Raw genomic sequence first — 15,935 nt, forward strand, 5'->3', positions numbered from 1 at the left:
AGTGTATCGAACATACTTACTAGCAACTAGTTCCACTTCGGAGCCGGCTTTTCCTTGTTCTTCTTGACCCGCGACTTGCTTTCGGCGTCGCGCCACAGCTGCTGGGCCGCCGTCGTCCCTTCGGAGTTGGCGGCAAAGGAATTGCCGCTGCGCCAGGCATGGGCAATGGCCAGAGCCAGGGCGTCGGCGGCATCCGCCGGGCGGGGCGGCTCGGACAGACGCAACAGCCTGGTGACCATGGCGGTAACCGAGGCTTTGTCCGCGCGGCCGTTGCCCGTCACGGCGGCCTTGACCTCCGAGGGCGTGTGCATGGCCACGGGGATCCCGCGCCGGGCGGCAGCCACCATGACGACGCCGGACACCTGCGCGACGCCCATGACGGTGCTGAGGTTCGTTTGGGCGAAGACACGCTCGATGGCCAGGACGTCGGGCTTAAACGCGTCCAGCCACTGGTCAATCGCATCCGCAATGACCAGCAGCCGGACGGCTTGGGTTTGTTCATGCGTGCTGCCCACCACACCGACACCCACCAGGGTGGCCGTACGGTTGGGGGCCACGTCGACGACGCCGAGCCCGCACCGGGTCAGACCCGGGTCAACCCCTATTACTCGCAGGTCCTAGTCCTCTTCGAGGGCAGCGAGAACTTCGGCGCTCATGTCGGCGTTGGAGTAGATGTTCTGGACGTCATCCAGATCTTCCAGCGCATCGTAGATCTTCATGAACTTGCGGGCGTTCTCGACATCGAGTTCAACCTGCATGGAGGGTACAAAGCCTGCTTCATCTGATTCATATTCAATGCCTGCCTCGTTCAGGGCTGCACGGACGGCCGGCAGGTCCTGGGTGTCGCAGATGATCTCGAAGCTGTCGCCCTGGTCCTTGACCTCTTCGGCGCCTGCGTCGAGCACTGCCATGAGCAGGTCATCCTCGCTGAGACCGTTCTTGGGCAGGCCCACGATGCCCTTGCGGGTGAACATGTAGGCAACCGAACCGGGATCGCCCATGTTGCCGCCGTTGCGGCCAACGGCCAGGCGCACCTCGGAGGCTGCACGGTTCTTGTTGTCCGTGAGGCACTCGATCAGGATCGCCGAACCCTGGGGGCCGTAGCCCTCGTACATGATGGTCTGGTAGTCGACGGCCTCGCCGAGAAGGCCGGCGCCGCGCTTGATGGCGCGGTCGATGTTGTCTGCCGGAACGGAGGTCTTCTTCGCCTTCGATACGGCAAGTTCCAGTGCCGGGTTGCCGGCCATGTCAGGCCCGCCGCCACGGGCGGCAACTTCGATGGTCTTGATCAGTTTGGCGAATGACTTGGCGCGACGGCTGTCAAGAATCGCCTTCTTGTGCTTGGTTGTTGCCCATTTGGAGTGGCCTGACATGGTTACGCTTCTCCTTTAATCATTCGAATAAACAGTTCGTGGATGCGGCGCTCCCCTGTCACTTCCGGATGGAATGAGGTGGCCAGCAAATGTTGCGAACGAACGGCAACAGCACGAACTTCTGAATCAATCCTAGCGTTTTGCGCGGCGCCGGGCAGATTCACCGCGGCCAGCACCTGTACGCCCTGTCCGACACGCTCAACCCAGGGCGCCCTGATGAACACGGCATGCAGTGGCGATTCGGGCTCACCTGCCGGGGCCAGGCCCCTGAAATCAAGTTCCGTTTCAAAGGAATCAACCTGGCGGCCGAAGGCATTTCGGCGCACCGTGATGTCGAGGCCGCCCAGGGTTTGCTGCGGGTTTCCGGCCAGGTCGGTGGCGGGATCGGCGATCTCATCGGCCAGCATGATCATGCCCGCGCAGCTTCCGTAGACGGGCAGCCCGCCGGCGATGCGCTCAACCATGGGCTCGCGCAGGCCAAAGCTGCGGCTGAGCTTGTCGATGGTGGTTGACTCGCCGCCGGGAATGATCAGCCCGTCAATGCCTGCCAGCTCGCCGGGGCGGCGGACGGTGACCGCCCGCGCGCCGCATTCCTCGATGGCACGGGCGTGTTCACGGAAGTCGCCTTGAAGCGCCAGGACGCCCACGACGGGTCCTGTGCGGGATGGGACAGGGGCGCTGGAAACGGAGTCAAAAGTCACGATTTCATCTTAGATGGGCGCTATCTCACACGGATAACTTCCGTTACTCGCCGTGCGGGGTGGGCGGGGAGGGCCCCGCAAGCAAGTAGCATTGGTCAGCAGGACTGACGTACTAAAGATGAGGTAAGTAAGTATGTGCGGAATCGCCGGTTACTACGGTTATGGGGAGAACGAACCCCTGTTGCAGCAGATGAATGCGTGCATGGTGCACCGCGGCCCTGATGGTGAGGGCGTCTACACGCAGGGCAACGTAGGGCTGGCACACCGCCGCCTTTCCATCATTGACGTGGCCCACGGCCAGGAGCCCATGTACAGTGCCGACGGGCAGATCGTGCTGGTCTACAACGGCGAGGTGTACAACTACCTGGAGCTGCGGGCCGAGCTCGAGGCTTTGGGGCGCACCTTCACCACCAAGTCGGACACCGAAGTGGTGCTGCAATCCTACGAAGAGTGGGGCGACGCCGCGTTTGACCGTTTCAACGGCATGTTTGGCTTCGCCATCCACGACCGCCGGAGCAACCGCCTGGTGCTGGCCCGCGACCACTTCGGCATCAAGCCGCTGTACTACGCAACGGCCGGCACCACCGAGGCCCCCACGCTGCTGTTTGGTTCGGAGATCAAGCCGCTGCTTGCCGCGAACAAGATTGAGCCCGGGGTGGATGAGCGCATCCTCTACCGCTACCTTCAGTTCCGGATCCACGACGACGAGCCCGCAACGTTCTTTGCCGGCGTGCAGAAGTTGATGCCCGGCGAGAAGCTTGTGGTGAACACGGTCGATTCCGACGCCGGCCCTGCCGGGACGGTCACGATCAGTTCCTACACCCGCTTTAAGGAGGAACTGGCCGAACTGGCCAACGTCGAAACCCCTTACTCGCAGGCAGTCATCGACGAGTACCGCGAACGCTTTACCGAGGGCGTGCGCCTGCGCCTGCAGTCAGAGGTCCCCGTGGGTACCGCACTGTCAGGCGGACTTGACTCCTCCGCCGTCGTGGTGACCATCAACAAGCTCATGCAGGAAAAAGCCGTCGCCACCGATTCCCTCGGCGCCCGGCAGCAGACGTTCTCCGCGGTGTTCCCGAACTCGCTCAATGACGAGGAAAAGTACGCCGATGCCGTGCTGGCACGTTGCGAAGGCAACGTCATCAGCCACAAGATCCGCCCGCAGGCCACCGAATTTGTCGATGACCTTGAGGACTTTGTGCGCACCATGGAGGAGCCCATCATCTCCTCGGGCCCGTACGCCCAGTACCAGGTGATGCGCGAGGCCTCCAAGCACGTCAAGGTGCTGCTCGACGGCCAGGGCGCCGACGAAATGATGGCCGGCTACATCCCTTACTACTTCGCCTACCTGCGCCAGCTGAAGAAGAACGGCCACAACGCAAAGCTTGCCAAGGAACTCGTGTCCAGCTCGGACATCCTGTTCCGCCTGGCCCGCTTCCGCATCCAAGGCGCCCTCACCTTGAAAAAGGCCAGCGGGATCACTCCCCTGCTGAACAAGAAGTTCACGGCCAAATACAAGTCGGAGACGTTCTCGAACATCCCCGACAACCTGAAGCTTCGCCTCATCGACGACCTCTTCCACAAGTCCCTACCGGCTGTGCTGCGCTACGAGGACAAGAACACCATGCGCTTCTCCCTGGAGGGCCGCGTGCCATTCCTGGACAAGGAAGTGGTGAAGTTCCTCTTCAGCCTCGACGACGAGTCCATCATCAAGGGCGGCTGGAACAAGCGCATCCTGCGCGACGCCACCCGCGAACTTCTGCCCGAGATGATCAGCAACCGCCGGAACAAGATCGGCTTCACCACCCCCGAGGCCGAATGGTTTGGCTTGATGAAGGAAAAGATCTACGAGATCTTCCTTTCCTCCTCCTTCGGCAACCGACCGTACTGGAACCAGGACGCTGTCATCTACGCGTTCGAGGAATACCTCAGCGGCAAGTCCGCAGGTTCCACCATGGTGTTCTGGCGCCTGATCAACACCGAGCTGTGGCTGCGTGAATTCTTCGATGCCCCGGAGGTCAAGGCCGGTATCGAGGGCAAGAGCGACTACATCCCCAACGCCGACAAGGACCTTGACATCACGGTTGACAACGGCGCGGGCACGTTCCGTCGCTATCCGCTGCGCACCGAGGTTTTCTACAAGGAGACCGACTTTGACCCGGCAGTGATGACGTACGTCAAGCGCTTCTTCGACGGCCTGCCCACCGCGGGCGGGGACCACGGGGCAGCCACATCCGCCACCCCCTGGTACCTGTTCGTTTCGGAAAAGATCGTCGCCATGACGCAGGGCAGGTCCATCCCGGTATGGGATATCAAGGTCTCCAACGCGGCACGCATCTTCTCAAAATTCGTCACCCGCAACCCCGGCGGCATCGGCTTGGCCAGTCCCTGGTCCATGCAGCTGGCCATTGACGAGGTGGGACTGCCGAAAATCATGTACGCGTCCGCGCGCTCGGTGATCGGCAAGCTCCAGGGCAAGTCGGGCGTGTTCTACGAGGTTGTGGGACACAACATCAACGCGATCGACGGCGCCGCAGGCTACCAGGTGGGCACCTCCACCCACTCGGTGAAGTATGCACCCATCGACCCCGACGGCGTGGCTGCCCGCCTGAGCGCACAGATCCGCGCCCTGGTCCCGGCCGAGTACGCCGCAACCTTCGCCGGCACCGCCATCATGGATGCCAACGACCTCGGCGTGGTGGCCCTTGGCCACGACACCAAGCTGCCCAAGGCCGTCCTGGAAGACATCTTCCGCGACAACCCGCAGGGCCAGACCACGGAGACAACACCCATGTCGCTGGTTTTCACCCAGAAGTAACAAGCAGTTCCCGGCTGTACCCACCGGCTGTCAGCCACGTTCGGCGGCGAAACCCTCGGTTTCGCCGCCGTTCCTGCTTCAGGAAGCGAAAGCACCCCGCCATGAGAGAAAATCCGTTCCTTGCACCCAGTGTGCTGCCCCACCAGCTGCCTGACTTTGCCGCCATCGAGACCGGGGACTACCTCCCTGCCTTTGAGGCGGGGTTTGCCCAGCAGCTCGCCGAGATCGCAGCCATCATCGCCAACCCTGAACCGGCGTCGTTTGGGAACACCGTGCTGGCCATGGAGCGCAGCGGGGCCATCCTGACGCGCGTTACCAACGTGTTTTTCAACATCGCCGGAGCCGATGGCACGGTGCCGGTCCAGGAGATTGAGCAGAGGATCGCCCCGCGGCTCGCCGAACACGCCGACGCGGTGCTGCTCAATGCTGATCTATACCAGCGCATGCTTGCTGTTCAGGTTGACGGCCTGGCTGCCGAGTCTGCCCGGCTGGTGGTCGAATACCGCAAGTCCTTCACCCGGGCCGGCGTGGGCCTGGATGCGGCCGGGCAGGAACGGCTGCGGGAACTGAACGGACAGCTTTCCGCCCTCAGCACTGAATTTTCCCAAAAGGTCACGCAGGCAGGCAACGAGGCGGCCCTGCACGTGGCTGACGCCACAGAACTCGACGGGTTCACCGACGATGACCTGGCAACGGCGGCTTCGGCCGCCCTCGCGGCCGGACACGCCAGCGGCTTCCTGCTGACCCTCGTCCTGCCCACCGCCCAGCCCGCCCTTGAGGTGCTCACCAACAGGGAGACGCGGCGCAGGCTCCATGCCGCCTCGGTTGGCCGGGGCAGCGCGGCCGGCGGAACCAACGTGTTGGAATTGGCCGCGACCATGGCGTCCCTGCGCGCCGAAAAGGCGGCTCTCCTCGGCTTTGCCTCGGAGGCAGAGCGTTCCATCGAGCCGCAGACCGCCCCCTCGCTTGAGGCCGTGCACGCCATGCTCTCCCCCATCACCGCCGCCGCCGTCCGCAATGCACGCGCCGAGGAAGTGAAGCTGGCCGCCACGGCTGGTCACGCCATTGAGGCGTGGGATTGGGCGTTCTACTCCGCGCAGGTCCGCAGGGACGAATACGGCGTCGACCTTGCGGCCCTGCGCCCCTGGTTTGAGCTGGAATCGGTACTGGCGAACGGTGTGTTTTATGCTGCAACCAAGCTGTACGGGCTCTCCTTCATCGAGCGAAGCGACCTGGCCGGCTACCACCCGGACGTCCGCGTCTGGGAGGTGTTCAACGCCGACGGCTCAACGCAGGGGCTGTTCCTTGGGGACTTCCACACGCGTGAGACGAAGCGTGGCGGGGCGTGGATGAACTCCTTTGTGGAGCAGTCGGCACTCGAGGGCACCCACGCCGTCGTAGTCAACAACTTGAACATCCCCCGCCCGCCGGCCGGGGAGCCTGCCCTGCTGACCTTTGATGAGGTGGTGACGTGTTTCCACGAGTTCGGCCACGCCTTGCACGGACTTTTCTCCGACGTCCGCTATCCAAGGTTCTCTGGCACCAACGTGCCGCGTGACTTTGTCGAATACCCCTCACAGGTCAACGAGATGTGGATCCTGTGGCCCGAGGTCCTGGCCAACTACGCCAGGCACCACGTCACCGGCGAGCCTTTGCCGGCGGGAACGGACGAAAAGCTGGCGGCAGCATCCCTGTGGGGCCAGGGGTTCGCCACCACCGAGTACCTTGGTGCAACCCTGTTGGATTTGGCCTGGCACGAGCTTGCCCCGGGCACAGTCGTCCAGGACCCGCTCGCGTTTGAGGCCGCGGCACTGGCAGCCGCCGGCGTAGACCTCGCTGCCGTGCCGCCGCGCTACCGCACAGGCTACTTCAACCACATCTACGCTGGCGGCTATGCTGCGGGCTACTACTCCTACATCTGGAGCGAGGTGCTCGACGCCGACACCGTTGCCTGGTTCAAGGCCAATGGCGGACTGACCCGGGCCAAGGGGGAGCACTTCCGCAACACCTTATTGCGCCGCGGATTCTCCGTCGACCCGCTGGAGGCATTCCACGACTTTGCCGGCCGCGACGCCGACCCCGCTCCCCTGCTTGCACGACGGGGGCTGGTCTAGGACTATGGTGACACTTTCAGACTGCCAGCGCACACAGCATGCCTGGTTCAGGGCGCTGGCCGAGGCAACAGGCGGACGCTGCTTTTCCACGCACCAAATGGACTGGGTGTGGCTTCCCGAGACCAGGGAAATGCTGTGCCTGTTCCCGACCCAGATCACCGAGGCGGGGCTGCAGCCTGCCCTGGCCGAGGCCGAACGCCGCGGCGCCGCGTCCGTTGGCGTGTGGATGAACGCCGCCGTGCGCGAGGGCATCCTGCCGCACTACCGCTTTGAGCGCGGCTGGCAGCCCTGGTGGATGACCCGCTCCCTTGATGTGGAGAAGGTTGCCGCCGCCAGCGAAAGCCTCGACGGCCGGATCGGGCTCACCGCAGTGGTGGACCACCAGGTCTGGCTGGCAACGGCCCGCAGCGGCGATGAGTGGGCGGGACGCTCCTATGCCTATCTGCCTCCGGACCAGGGCGGCAAGCACCTGGCGGGCATCTTCGACATGGTCGTTGCCCGCGAACACCGCCGCACAGGGCTGGGCACGGCCCTGCTCAACACGCTCTCGGAGGCGGCGTTTAATGCCGGCGCCGAACATCTGCTCCTGAACGCCACACCCGACGGCCAGCGCCTCTACCGCCAGTACGGCTTCGAGCTCATTGGCAAGGGCCAGACCTGGTGGCTGCACCTGGAACAGTAACCCTCGGGCACAAAACCGCCGAGTCAGCGGGTCAGCGTCGAGACAGCGGGAAATTGCCCGCAGCCTCGACGCTGACCCGCTGACTCGGCGTTCAGCCTGAGCGGGCCGGAGGTTACCAGCCGCGCTCGGCCAGGCGGTGCGGCTCGGGGATGTCTGCGACGTTGATGCCGACCATGGCCTCGCCGAGGCCGCGGGATACGTTGGCAATCACTGATGGGTCGTCGAAGAACGTGGTGGCCTTGACCACTGCTGCTGCGCGCTGTGCCGGGTTGCCTGACTTGAAGATGCCGGAGCCGACGAACACGCCGTCAGCGCCGAGCTGCATCATCATGGCGGCGTCGGCCGGGGTGGCAATGCCGCCGGCGGTGAACAGGACAACGGGAAGCTTGCCGGATGCGGCAACTTCCTTGACCAGTTCGTACGGGGCTGCGAGTTCCTTCGCCGCAACGTACAGCTCATCCTCGGGCAGTGCGGCGAGCTGGGCGATCTGGGTGCGGATCTTGCGCATGTGGCCTGTGGCGTTGGAGACGTCACCGGTGCCGGCCTCGCCCTTTGAGCGGATCATGGCGGCGCCCTCGTTGATGCGGCGCAGGGCCTCGCCCAGGTTCGTGGCTCCGCAGACGAAGGGAACCTTGAAGTTCCACTTGTCGATGTGGTGCTCGTAGTCGGCAGGGGTGAGGACCTCCGACTCGTCAACGTAGTCGACGCCGAGGGATTCCAGGACTTGGGCCTCAACGAAGTGGCCGATGCGGGCCTTGGCCATCACGGGGATGGACACGGCGGCAATGATGGCGTCGATCATGTCGGGGTCGCTGGCGCGGGACACGCCGCCCTGGGCACGAATGTCGGCGGGCACGCGCTCCAGAGCCATGACGGCCACGGCGCCGGCATCTTCGGCAATCCTTGCCTGCTCAACGTTAACGACGTCCATGATGACGCCGCCCTTGAGCATATCCGCCATGCCGCGCTTGACGCGGCTGCTGCCGGTCACCGGTGTTACATCGGGTGTAGACACAAAAACCCCTCTGGGAAGGAACCAATAGTTGAACCCGCCAATGTCAGTCATCGCACGGGTTCGGCCAGTCTATTCCCGCCCCGGAGTCGTCAATAAATCAGTGTTACTGTCCCGCCGGCTGGTTGGCTTCCATGGCCTGGCGCCGCACCGTTCCGACGCGCTGGAACACAGTGACAAGGCTGGCTGCAGCGAGCAGGACAAGGACGACGGCGAGCACGGCTTCGGGGATTCCCAGGCCTACCAGCCCGGTCGCCACGAGCACCACGACAAGCCGGTCGGAGCGTTCGGCAATGCCGACATTGGCGCTCATGCCCAGTCCTTCGGCGCGGGCCTTGGCGTAGGAGACAATCGAGCCAAGCACAAGGCAGGTCAGTGCCATGGCGGCGATGAAATGGTTGTTGCCGCCGGTGTAGAACCACACCACGATGCCGGCAAAGACGGCTCCGTCGCCCACGCGGTCAAGGGTGGAGTCAAGGAAGGCGCCCCACTTGCCCGAACGGCCAAGCATGCGGGCCATGAGCCCGTCGATAATGTCCGAAAACACGAAGACCGTGATGACAACCGTGCCCCAGAACAGCTCACCCAGCGGGTATCCGATGAGGGCGCCGCCTGCCACACCCAGGGTGCCGATGATGGTGACGGCGTCGGGTGAGACCTTCATGCGCACAAGGAATGCGGCGACAGGGGTGAAGATTGCCGCGAAGAGTGCGCGGGCATATTTGTTAAGCATTGCCATCCTTTTCGCCCGCGGGCGTCTGCGCCCCGGCGCCTGCCCAGGCGGCCGCGACCTGCTCGCGTACATCGCCCAGAGTCTGCGTGATCGCCTTGGTCCCGGCGATGATGGGCATGAAGTTTCCGTCGCCGCCCCAGCGCGGCACAATGTGCTGGTGCAAGTGCGCGGCAATGCCGGCTCCGCCGGTGACGCCCTGGTTCATGCCCAGGTTGAAGCCCGACGGGTTGGCGACCGTGCGCAGCACGCGCATGGCCTGCTGGGACAGGGCGGCAAACTCCGCCGTCTCCTGAAGTGTCAGGTCCGAGTAGTCGGGCACGTGGCGGTACGGGCACACCAGCAGGTGCCCCGGGTTGTACGGGTATAGGTTCAGGACTACGTAGGCCAGCTTGCCGCGGTGGACGATCAGGGACTGTTCGTCGCTGCGTTCCGGGGCCTCGCAAAACGGGCAGTTGTTCTTTCCTGTGACCTGCTCGCCGCCCTTGACGTAGGCGAGCCGATGGGGCGTCCAGAGTCGTTGGAAGGCGTCAGGAACCCCGGGGAGTTCAAAATCATCTACTGCAACGGGCTCGGGCGCCCCACCGAATTCACTCACGCGGTGCGGTTCCTGACGGCCTCAACAATGCGCCTGACTGCCTCTTCGACGGCCACGCCGTTGTCCTGGCTGCCGTCTCGGAAGCGGAAGGACACCGCATTGGCGTCAGCGTCGTCGCCGCCGGCAATGAGGACGAACGGGATCTTGTCCTTGCTGGCGGTGCGGATCTTCTTCGGGAACCTGTCGCTTGAGATGTCAACCTCGGCGCGGATGCCCTGCTCCTTGAGCTTGGCGACGACGTCGAACATGTAGTCGTTGAACGCCTCGGCAACCGGGATGGCGACGACCTGCACGGGTGACAGCCAGGCCGGGAAGGCGCCGGCGTAGTGCTCGGTCAGCACGCCCATGAAGCGCTCAACCGAGCCGAAGAGCGCGCGGTGGATCATGACGGGGCGCTGGCGGGTGCCGTCGGCCGCCTGGTACTCGAGCTCGAAGCGCTCGGGCAGGTTGAAGTCCAGCTGGATGGTTGACATCTGCCAGGTGCGGCCCAGGGCGTCCTTGGCCTGCACGGAGATCTTGGGGCCGTAGAACGCGGCTCCACCGGGATCGGCGACAAGGTCAAGGCCTGAGGCCTTGGCAACTTCCTCCAGCGTCCGGGTTGCTTCCTCCCAGACGGCGTCATCGCCAACAAACTTTTCCGGATCCTTGGTGGAGAGTTCCAGGTAGAAGTCCTCCAGGCCGTAGTCCTTCAGGAGCGACAGGACAAAGTTCAGTGTCTCAGTGAGCTCATCCTTCATCTGCTCCTTGGTGCAGTAGATGTGGGCGTCGTCCTGGGTCATGCCGCGCACGCGCGTCAGGCCGTGGACCACACCCGACTTCTCGTAGCGGTAGACGGAACCGAATTCGAACAGGCGCAACGGCAGTTCGCGGTAGGAACGTCCACGGGAGCGGAAGATCAGGTTGTGCATGGGGCAGTTCATGGGCTTGAGGTAGTAGTCCTGGCCGGGCTTTCGCACCGTGCCGTCCTCGTTCAGCTCCGCATCAACGTGCATGGGCGGGAACATGCCGTCCCGGTACCAGTCAAGGTGTCCGGAGACCTCATAGAGGTTGGCCTTGGTGATGTGCGGGGTGTAGACAAAATCGTAGCCGGCCTCAACGTGGCGCTTGCGTGAGTAGTCCTCCATCTCCTTGCGGATGATGCCGCCCTTGGGGTGGAACACGGGCAGGCCCGAGCCAAGCTCGTCGGGGAAGGAGAACAGGTCAAGTTCGACGCCGAGCTTGCGGTGGTCCCGACGCTCAGCTTCTGCGATGCGCTCCTGGTAGGCCTTCAGGGCTTCCTTGGTGGGCCATGCCGTGCCGTAGATCCGCTGCAGCTGCTGGTTGTTCTGGTTGCCCAGCCAGTAGGCGGCGGAGGTGCGGGTCAACGCGAAGGCGTTGGAGATCAGCTTCGTGTTGGGCAGGTGCGGGCCGCGGCACAAATCGCACCACACCTCGTCGCCGCTCTTGCGGTCAATGTTGGAGTAAATGGTGATGTCGCCCGCGCCGACCTCGACGTTGACGCCTTCGGCGGTGTCGCCGTCGTTCTTCTTACCCAAAAGCTCCAGCTTGTAGGGCTCATTGGCCATGGCTTGGCGGGCCTCGTCCTCGGAGACCACGCGGCGGGCAAACTTCTGGTTTTGGTTGACGATCTTGAGCATCATCTTCTCAAGCGTCTTCAGGTCTTCGGGAGTGAAGGGTTCGGCGACGTCGAAGTCGAAGTAGAAGCCGTCGGTGATGTACGGGCCGATGCCGAGCTTGGCGTCGGGACGCAACTGCTGCACGGCCTGGGCCATGACGTGGGCGGTGGAGTGGCGCAGCACGTCCAGGCCGGCCGGGGAATCGATCGTGACGGCTTCCACGGCAGCACCTTCAACGATTTCAGCTGAGAGGTCCTTCAGGGCGCCGTCAACGCGCATGACAACAACGTCGCGGCGCTCAAAGAACAGCTCCGCACCGGTGGTGCCTGTGGCCACCGCAGTCGTCTCGCCGTCGACATTGATGGTGATTTGTGAATCCACTGGCACGTCTAACTCCTTGTTTGTCATGTACGGCTCCATGTCCAAGCAACATACGGTGGTTGCTGTGAGCCTCCTTGATGTTATCGGGTTGTCGGGACCCCTTCCAACCCGGGCGGCGCGGGCAGTCCGGCGGTGTCCTGCAGGTCCCAGGCCTCCAGCGCCTGCACCGTGATTCCCTTGGGACCGGTGCGTCGCGTCAGCCCGCGGATCAGGAGCATGCGGGTGCCAAAAAGCAGCGGCCCGGACCTTTCCTGCGCTTCGCTGAAGAAGACTGCATCAATGCAGCCGGTGCCGTCGTCAACGCTGATGAACACCACCCGCTTTCCGCCGCGCATGGGCGGGGTCTGGGTGGCAACCCGCACGCCGGCCACCAGCACCTCTGTATTGTTGCGCAGGCCCAACAATTCATCCGCCCGCCGCACGCCCAGCTGATTCAAAAGTGGGGCGTAGCTTCCCATCAGGTGGGCGCTGGCATCCATGGACAACAGGTCCAGTTCCGTGCGCACTGTCTCGGCCAGGGTGGGGGCCGGAAGCAGCGCCGGGAGGCCGCCCAGTTCCAGTTCCCCCAACGGCAGGTGCAACTGGCCCGCCATGACCTGGCGGCGGCTGGGCGTTGCGGCGGGGAGGCTGTTGACGTGAGCCACCAGGTCCGCCCGGTTGGCCGTGTTGCCGGTGATTCCCTGGGCTTGGCGCTGCAGGGAGTCCAAGGCACCCAGTTGGGCCAGCCGCTTCAGGATGGGCCGGGACACCCTGCCCCTGTCGCGCAAATCCGCCAGGGAATCGTAGGGCTGATGTGCCACGATGCGTTTGAGTTCGGTGCCGGATAGCCCGTAGACGTCGGCAAGACTCAGCCGGATGCCCGTCACGGTCCCGCCGGATGCGTTCCCGGCCACTTCCCTGACCGTCCGCTCGGCACGGTATTCCCCGGTGCTGGCGTTGACGTCAAGAGGCAGGATGGGGATGCCCAGCCGCCTGGCTTCGGCAACCAGCAGGCGCCGCGGGTACATGCCAGGATCGTGCTCCCACAGCCCGGCCAAAAATTCGGCGGGGTGGTGGGCCTTCAGCCACGCCGACTGGTAGGTGGGGATGGCAAAGGCCGCGCCGTGCGCCTTGCAGAAGCCAAAGCTGCCAAAGGCCGCCAGCGTCCCCCACACCTCGTCAATGACGGCTTCGCTGTAGCCACGGCATGCCGACTTCTCCCTGAAGTACTTTTCCACTGCGGGCTCCACCGCAGGGTTGCCCAAACCACGCCTGAATTCATCGGCCCGGGACAGGGTGCAACCGGTCATAATGTGCAGGGTGCGCAGTACCTGTTCGTGAAAAACAGTCACCCCATGTGTTTCCGCCAACGCCCCAATGAGGTCCGGGTGGGCGTAATGCTCCGACGCAAAGCCTGCCCTGTACTCCAGAAACGGCTTGACCATGTTGGATTTCATGGGGCCGGGCCTGAACAGCGAAATGTCTATGACAAGGTCGCTGAACTCCCTCGGGGCCATCTTTCCCACCAGTTCACGCTGGCCGGGCGACTCGATCTGGAAGCACCCCAGGGTATGGGTGCTGCGAATCAGTTCAAAGGTTGGCTCATCATCGAGCGGAACGGCGTCAAGGTCAATGCCGCCGTCCTCGGCGATGAAGGGCGCATCGACGTCATGCCCGCCTTCAGCCGCAACGGCCGCTCTCGACGGATGCAGGCGGATGATTTCCCGCACCGCATACGCCATGGCACTTTGCATCCGCACCCCCAGGACGTCGAGCTTGAGCATGCCCATGGCATCCATGTCGTGCTTGTCGAACTGGCTCATGGGCAGCCCCATGCCGCTGGGCTGGACGGGCGTGCGGTCAAGCAGGGAGGAGTCCCCCAGGATCACCCCGCACGGGTGCATTGAAATATGCCGGGGCAGGCGGTCCAGCCGCTCGGTGAGATCCACCAGCAGGTCAAGCTGGGCGCCGCCGCCATGCACCTGCCGGCCATCGCGGTCGCCGTCGCCGTCATCCGCTCTGGACTGGCGGACCCGTTGGGCAAAGTCGCGCAGCTCAGGCTTTTCCTCCAGCGCCTCCCTGAAGGAACCGGCCGAGAACCGCCACAGCTGCTTGGCTATCTGGTCGATGTCACCCTTCTCCATGCCCAGGGCAAGGCCCGCGTCCCTGACGGCGCCGCGGGCACGGTAGCTGTTCTGCATGCTCATCAGGGTCACGCGATGGGCGCCAAAACGCTCAAAAATGCGCCTGTACACGTTGTGGCGCTGGGCGCTTTCCACGTCAAGGTCAATGTCAGGCAGGGTTGCCCTGTCGTGGGAGAGGAACCTTTCAAAGAGGAGGTCGTTGGCCATGGGGTCAACGGCGCTGATGCCCAGAAGGTAGTTGACAAGCGAGGACGCCCCCGAACCCCTTGCGGCCCGGCGCACCCCCATTTCGCGGATCATTTCGGAGACTTCCGCCACAGTGAGAAAATACGAGTCGAACCCCAGCTCGCCAATGGTGGCCAATTCGGTGTCCAACCTGTTGCGGGCCTGCCGCAGCGTTGCGGCGGGAAGATCGCCAAAGCGCCGGTTCAGCCCGGCTTCGGTGCGCTGGCGCAATTCCACGGCCGCCGGCCGGGACAGTCCCAGGACCTGCGCTTCAGGGGTGCGTGGCTTTTTCCAGCCCAGGTCGCCGGCCGGGTCTAGCCGGCACTTGTCAGCCAATTGGGCAGTGTTGGCCCACAACTGCTCCAACTCAGCGCCGCCGTACCCGCCCTGGTACACGATCTCCCGGGCCACCTCCGCCATCTGCGCGGCGCTTTTCAGCCAGGCCTGGCCTGTGGGCTGCAGGTCGTTCAGCTGGTCAAGGGATGCGATGTTCCTTGCCGCATCCAGGACGTCGGCGGTGGGGGCATCTTCCTCGCGGCTGTAGCGCGCAGCGTTGCTCAGCACGGCGGGGACATCGAATTCCTGCGCGAGTTTGAGCATCCGCACCGCATGCGCCGTGCTCATGGGCGCGCCGGGTGTGCTCTGGTGGCTGAGAACCTCAACAACCAGCGAACCCGCAGGCATGGCGTTGCGCCAGGTGCGGAACATTGTGCGCGGGAGCAGATATTTGTGGCCGTTCAGGGCCCTGCCAACAGGGGAAAAGGGGCCCAGCATGACAGTTAGTGCGGGCTTTCCGGTTTCAGGATCAAGCACCCCGGCGGCCAGTTGCTCAAGCGTCACCCCCACCGTGGGTTGGGCGTGGGCTGTCGAGATCAGTCGGCACAGCCGCGCGTAGCCCGTTCCCGGCGTCGCACAGGCACTTCCATGGGCCAGGACAACCACCCGTCCCGCCACGTGCAGCCCGTGCGCACCTTCCTCCAAGACGGCCAGATCAACACCAATGATCGGGTCGATCCCTGCGGCCATGCACGCCTTGACATGCTTGACCGCCCCATACAGCCCGTCCCTGTCGGTGACAGCGAGTGCATCACCGTCAGCGGCCGCGACCTGCACCAGGTCCTCGGGCCAGGACACCCCGAAGTGGGCGCTAAAGGCGGAGGAGCTGTGCAGGTGGACGAAGTTACGCACCCTCCTGCACCTCCTTGAATTTTTCATCAACGGCGTCATAAATCTTTATGACGCGCCACCGTTCACCCGGCCGGTACCTCACCACATCAAGGGTGAAGTCCTCATCCGCACCTTCACGCCTGACCTGCAACCGCCACATTTCGGTGTCAACAGCCCCCACCCCCTCCCCCGGCGGCATGCGTGTTTCGCTCTCCCACCAGGAGCGCCGTTCATACCAGCACAGGGGGTGCGGCGCAATGGCGTGCCAGGCCCCGCGCCACCGCAGCCGCAGAAGCGCTCCCCCGGGCGAACGCTCCACCTCGACGGCTTCGCTGAAGATGCCCATCCGCACCCCTTCCCCGCCCGGCAGGACAAAAACACGACATACCTTTTAG

General features: G+C 64.1%; 12 protein-coding genes. 3 read left to right on the top strand and 9 right to left on the bottom strand.

Annotated features, from left to right (window positions below; genetic code table 11):
* Nucleotides 1-26: 26 nt before the first annotated feature.
* The 3 genes from ruvC to pdxT are packed head-to-tail and all read right to left on the bottom strand — an operon-like array spanning nt 27 to nt 2,074.
* The gene (ruvC, locus tag AAGW05_RS10165; protein WP_411804491.1) at nt 27-614 is read right to left on the bottom strand and encodes a crossover junction endodeoxyribonuclease RuvC; all 588 of its coding nucleotides are present in this window, start codon (nt 612-614) and stop codon (nt 27-29) included.
* Between the two features lie 3 nt (nt 615-617).
* Complete coding sequence (locus tag AAGW05_RS10170; RefSeq protein ID WP_411804403.1) at nt 618-1,373, bottom strand: YebC/PmpR family DNA-binding transcriptional regulator; 756 nt, start codon at nt 1,371-1,373, stop codon at nt 618-620.
* Nucleotides 1,374-1,375: 2 nt separating this feature from the next.
* Nucleotides 1,376-2,074 (bottom strand): pyridoxal 5'-phosphate synthase glutaminase subunit PdxT, encoded by a 699-nt coding sequence (gene pdxT / locus AAGW05_RS10175; protein ID WP_411804404.1) that lies wholly within the window; start codon nt 2,072-2,074, stop codon nt 1,376-1,378.
* Between the two features lie 133 nt (nt 2,075-2,207).
* On the opposite strand from pdxT, the gene asnB reads away from it, so the two are divergent.
* The 3 genes from asnB to AAGW05_RS10190 all read left to right on the top strand — a co-directional run bounded on the left by asnB (nt 2,208) and on the right by AAGW05_RS10190 (nt 7,688).
* Complete coding sequence (asnB, locus tag AAGW05_RS10180) at nt 2,208-4,892, top strand: asparagine synthase (glutamine-hydrolyzing) (protein ID WP_411804405.1); 2,685 nt, start codon at nt 2,208-2,210, stop codon at nt 4,890-4,892.
* Between the two features lie 101 nt (nt 4,893-4,993).
* Nucleotides 4,994-7,006, top strand: a complete 2,013-nt coding sequence (locus tag AAGW05_RS10185; RefSeq protein WP_411804406.1) for a M3 family metallopeptidase — start codon at nt 4,994-4,996, stop codon at nt 7,004-7,006.
* Between the two features lie 4 nt (nt 7,007-7,010).
* Nucleotides 7,011-7,688, top strand: coding sequence for a GNAT family N-acetyltransferase (locus tag AAGW05_RS10190; protein ID WP_411804407.1), 678 nt, complete (start codon nt 7,011-7,013; stop codon nt 7,686-7,688).
* Between the two features lie 112 nt (nt 7,689-7,800).
* Here the strand turns inward: AAGW05_RS10190 and pdxS are convergent, their stop codons facing one another.
* The 6 genes from pdxS to AAGW05_RS10220 form a co-directional block, all read right to left on the bottom strand.
* On the bottom strand, nt 7,801-8,703 hold the full coding sequence (gene pdxS, locus AAGW05_RS10195) for a pyridoxal 5'-phosphate synthase lyase subunit PdxS (protein WP_411804408.1): 903 nt from the start codon (nt 8,701-8,703) through the stop codon (nt 7,801-7,803).
* Between the two features lie 103 nt (nt 8,704-8,806).
* Nucleotides 8,807-9,433 carry a phosphatidylinositol phosphate synthase gene (pgsA, locus tag AAGW05_RS10200; RefSeq protein WP_411804409.1) on the bottom strand — a complete coding sequence of 209 codons (627 nt, stop codon included), beginning with the start codon at nt 9,431-9,433 and terminating at the stop codon, nt 8,807-8,809.
* A complete protein-coding gene (locus AAGW05_RS10205) occupies nt 9,426-10,028 on the bottom strand; it encodes an HIT family protein (protein WP_411804410.1) in 603 nt (200 codons plus the stop codon). Before AAGW05_RS10205 ends, pgsA begins: the two co-directional genes overlap by 8 nt.
* Nucleotides 10,025-12,052, bottom strand: coding sequence for a threonine--tRNA ligase (gene thrS, locus AAGW05_RS10210; protein ID WP_411804411.1), 2,028 nt, complete (start codon nt 12,050-12,052; stop codon nt 10,025-10,027). The genes AAGW05_RS10205 and thrS overlap by 4 nt, the downstream gene beginning before the upstream one ends.
* A gap of 53 nt (nt 12,053-12,105) precedes the next feature.
* Entirely contained in the window at nt 12,106-15,561 is a 3,456-nt protein-coding gene (locus AAGW05_RS10215) for a DNA polymerase III subunit alpha (protein WP_411804412.1), read from the bottom strand.
* Nucleotides 15,554-15,886, bottom strand: a complete 333-nt coding sequence (locus AAGW05_RS10220) for a hypothetical protein (RefSeq protein ID WP_411804413.1) — start codon at nt 15,884-15,886, stop codon at nt 15,554-15,556. Before AAGW05_RS10220 ends, AAGW05_RS10215 begins: the two co-directional genes overlap by 8 nt.
* Between the last annotated feature and the right edge of the window lie 49 nt (nt 15,887-15,935).

Source organism: Arthrobacter sp. LAPM80 (assembly GCF_046736435.1).
GTDB lineage: Bacteria > Actinomycetota > Actinomycetes > Actinomycetales > Micrococcaceae > Specibacter.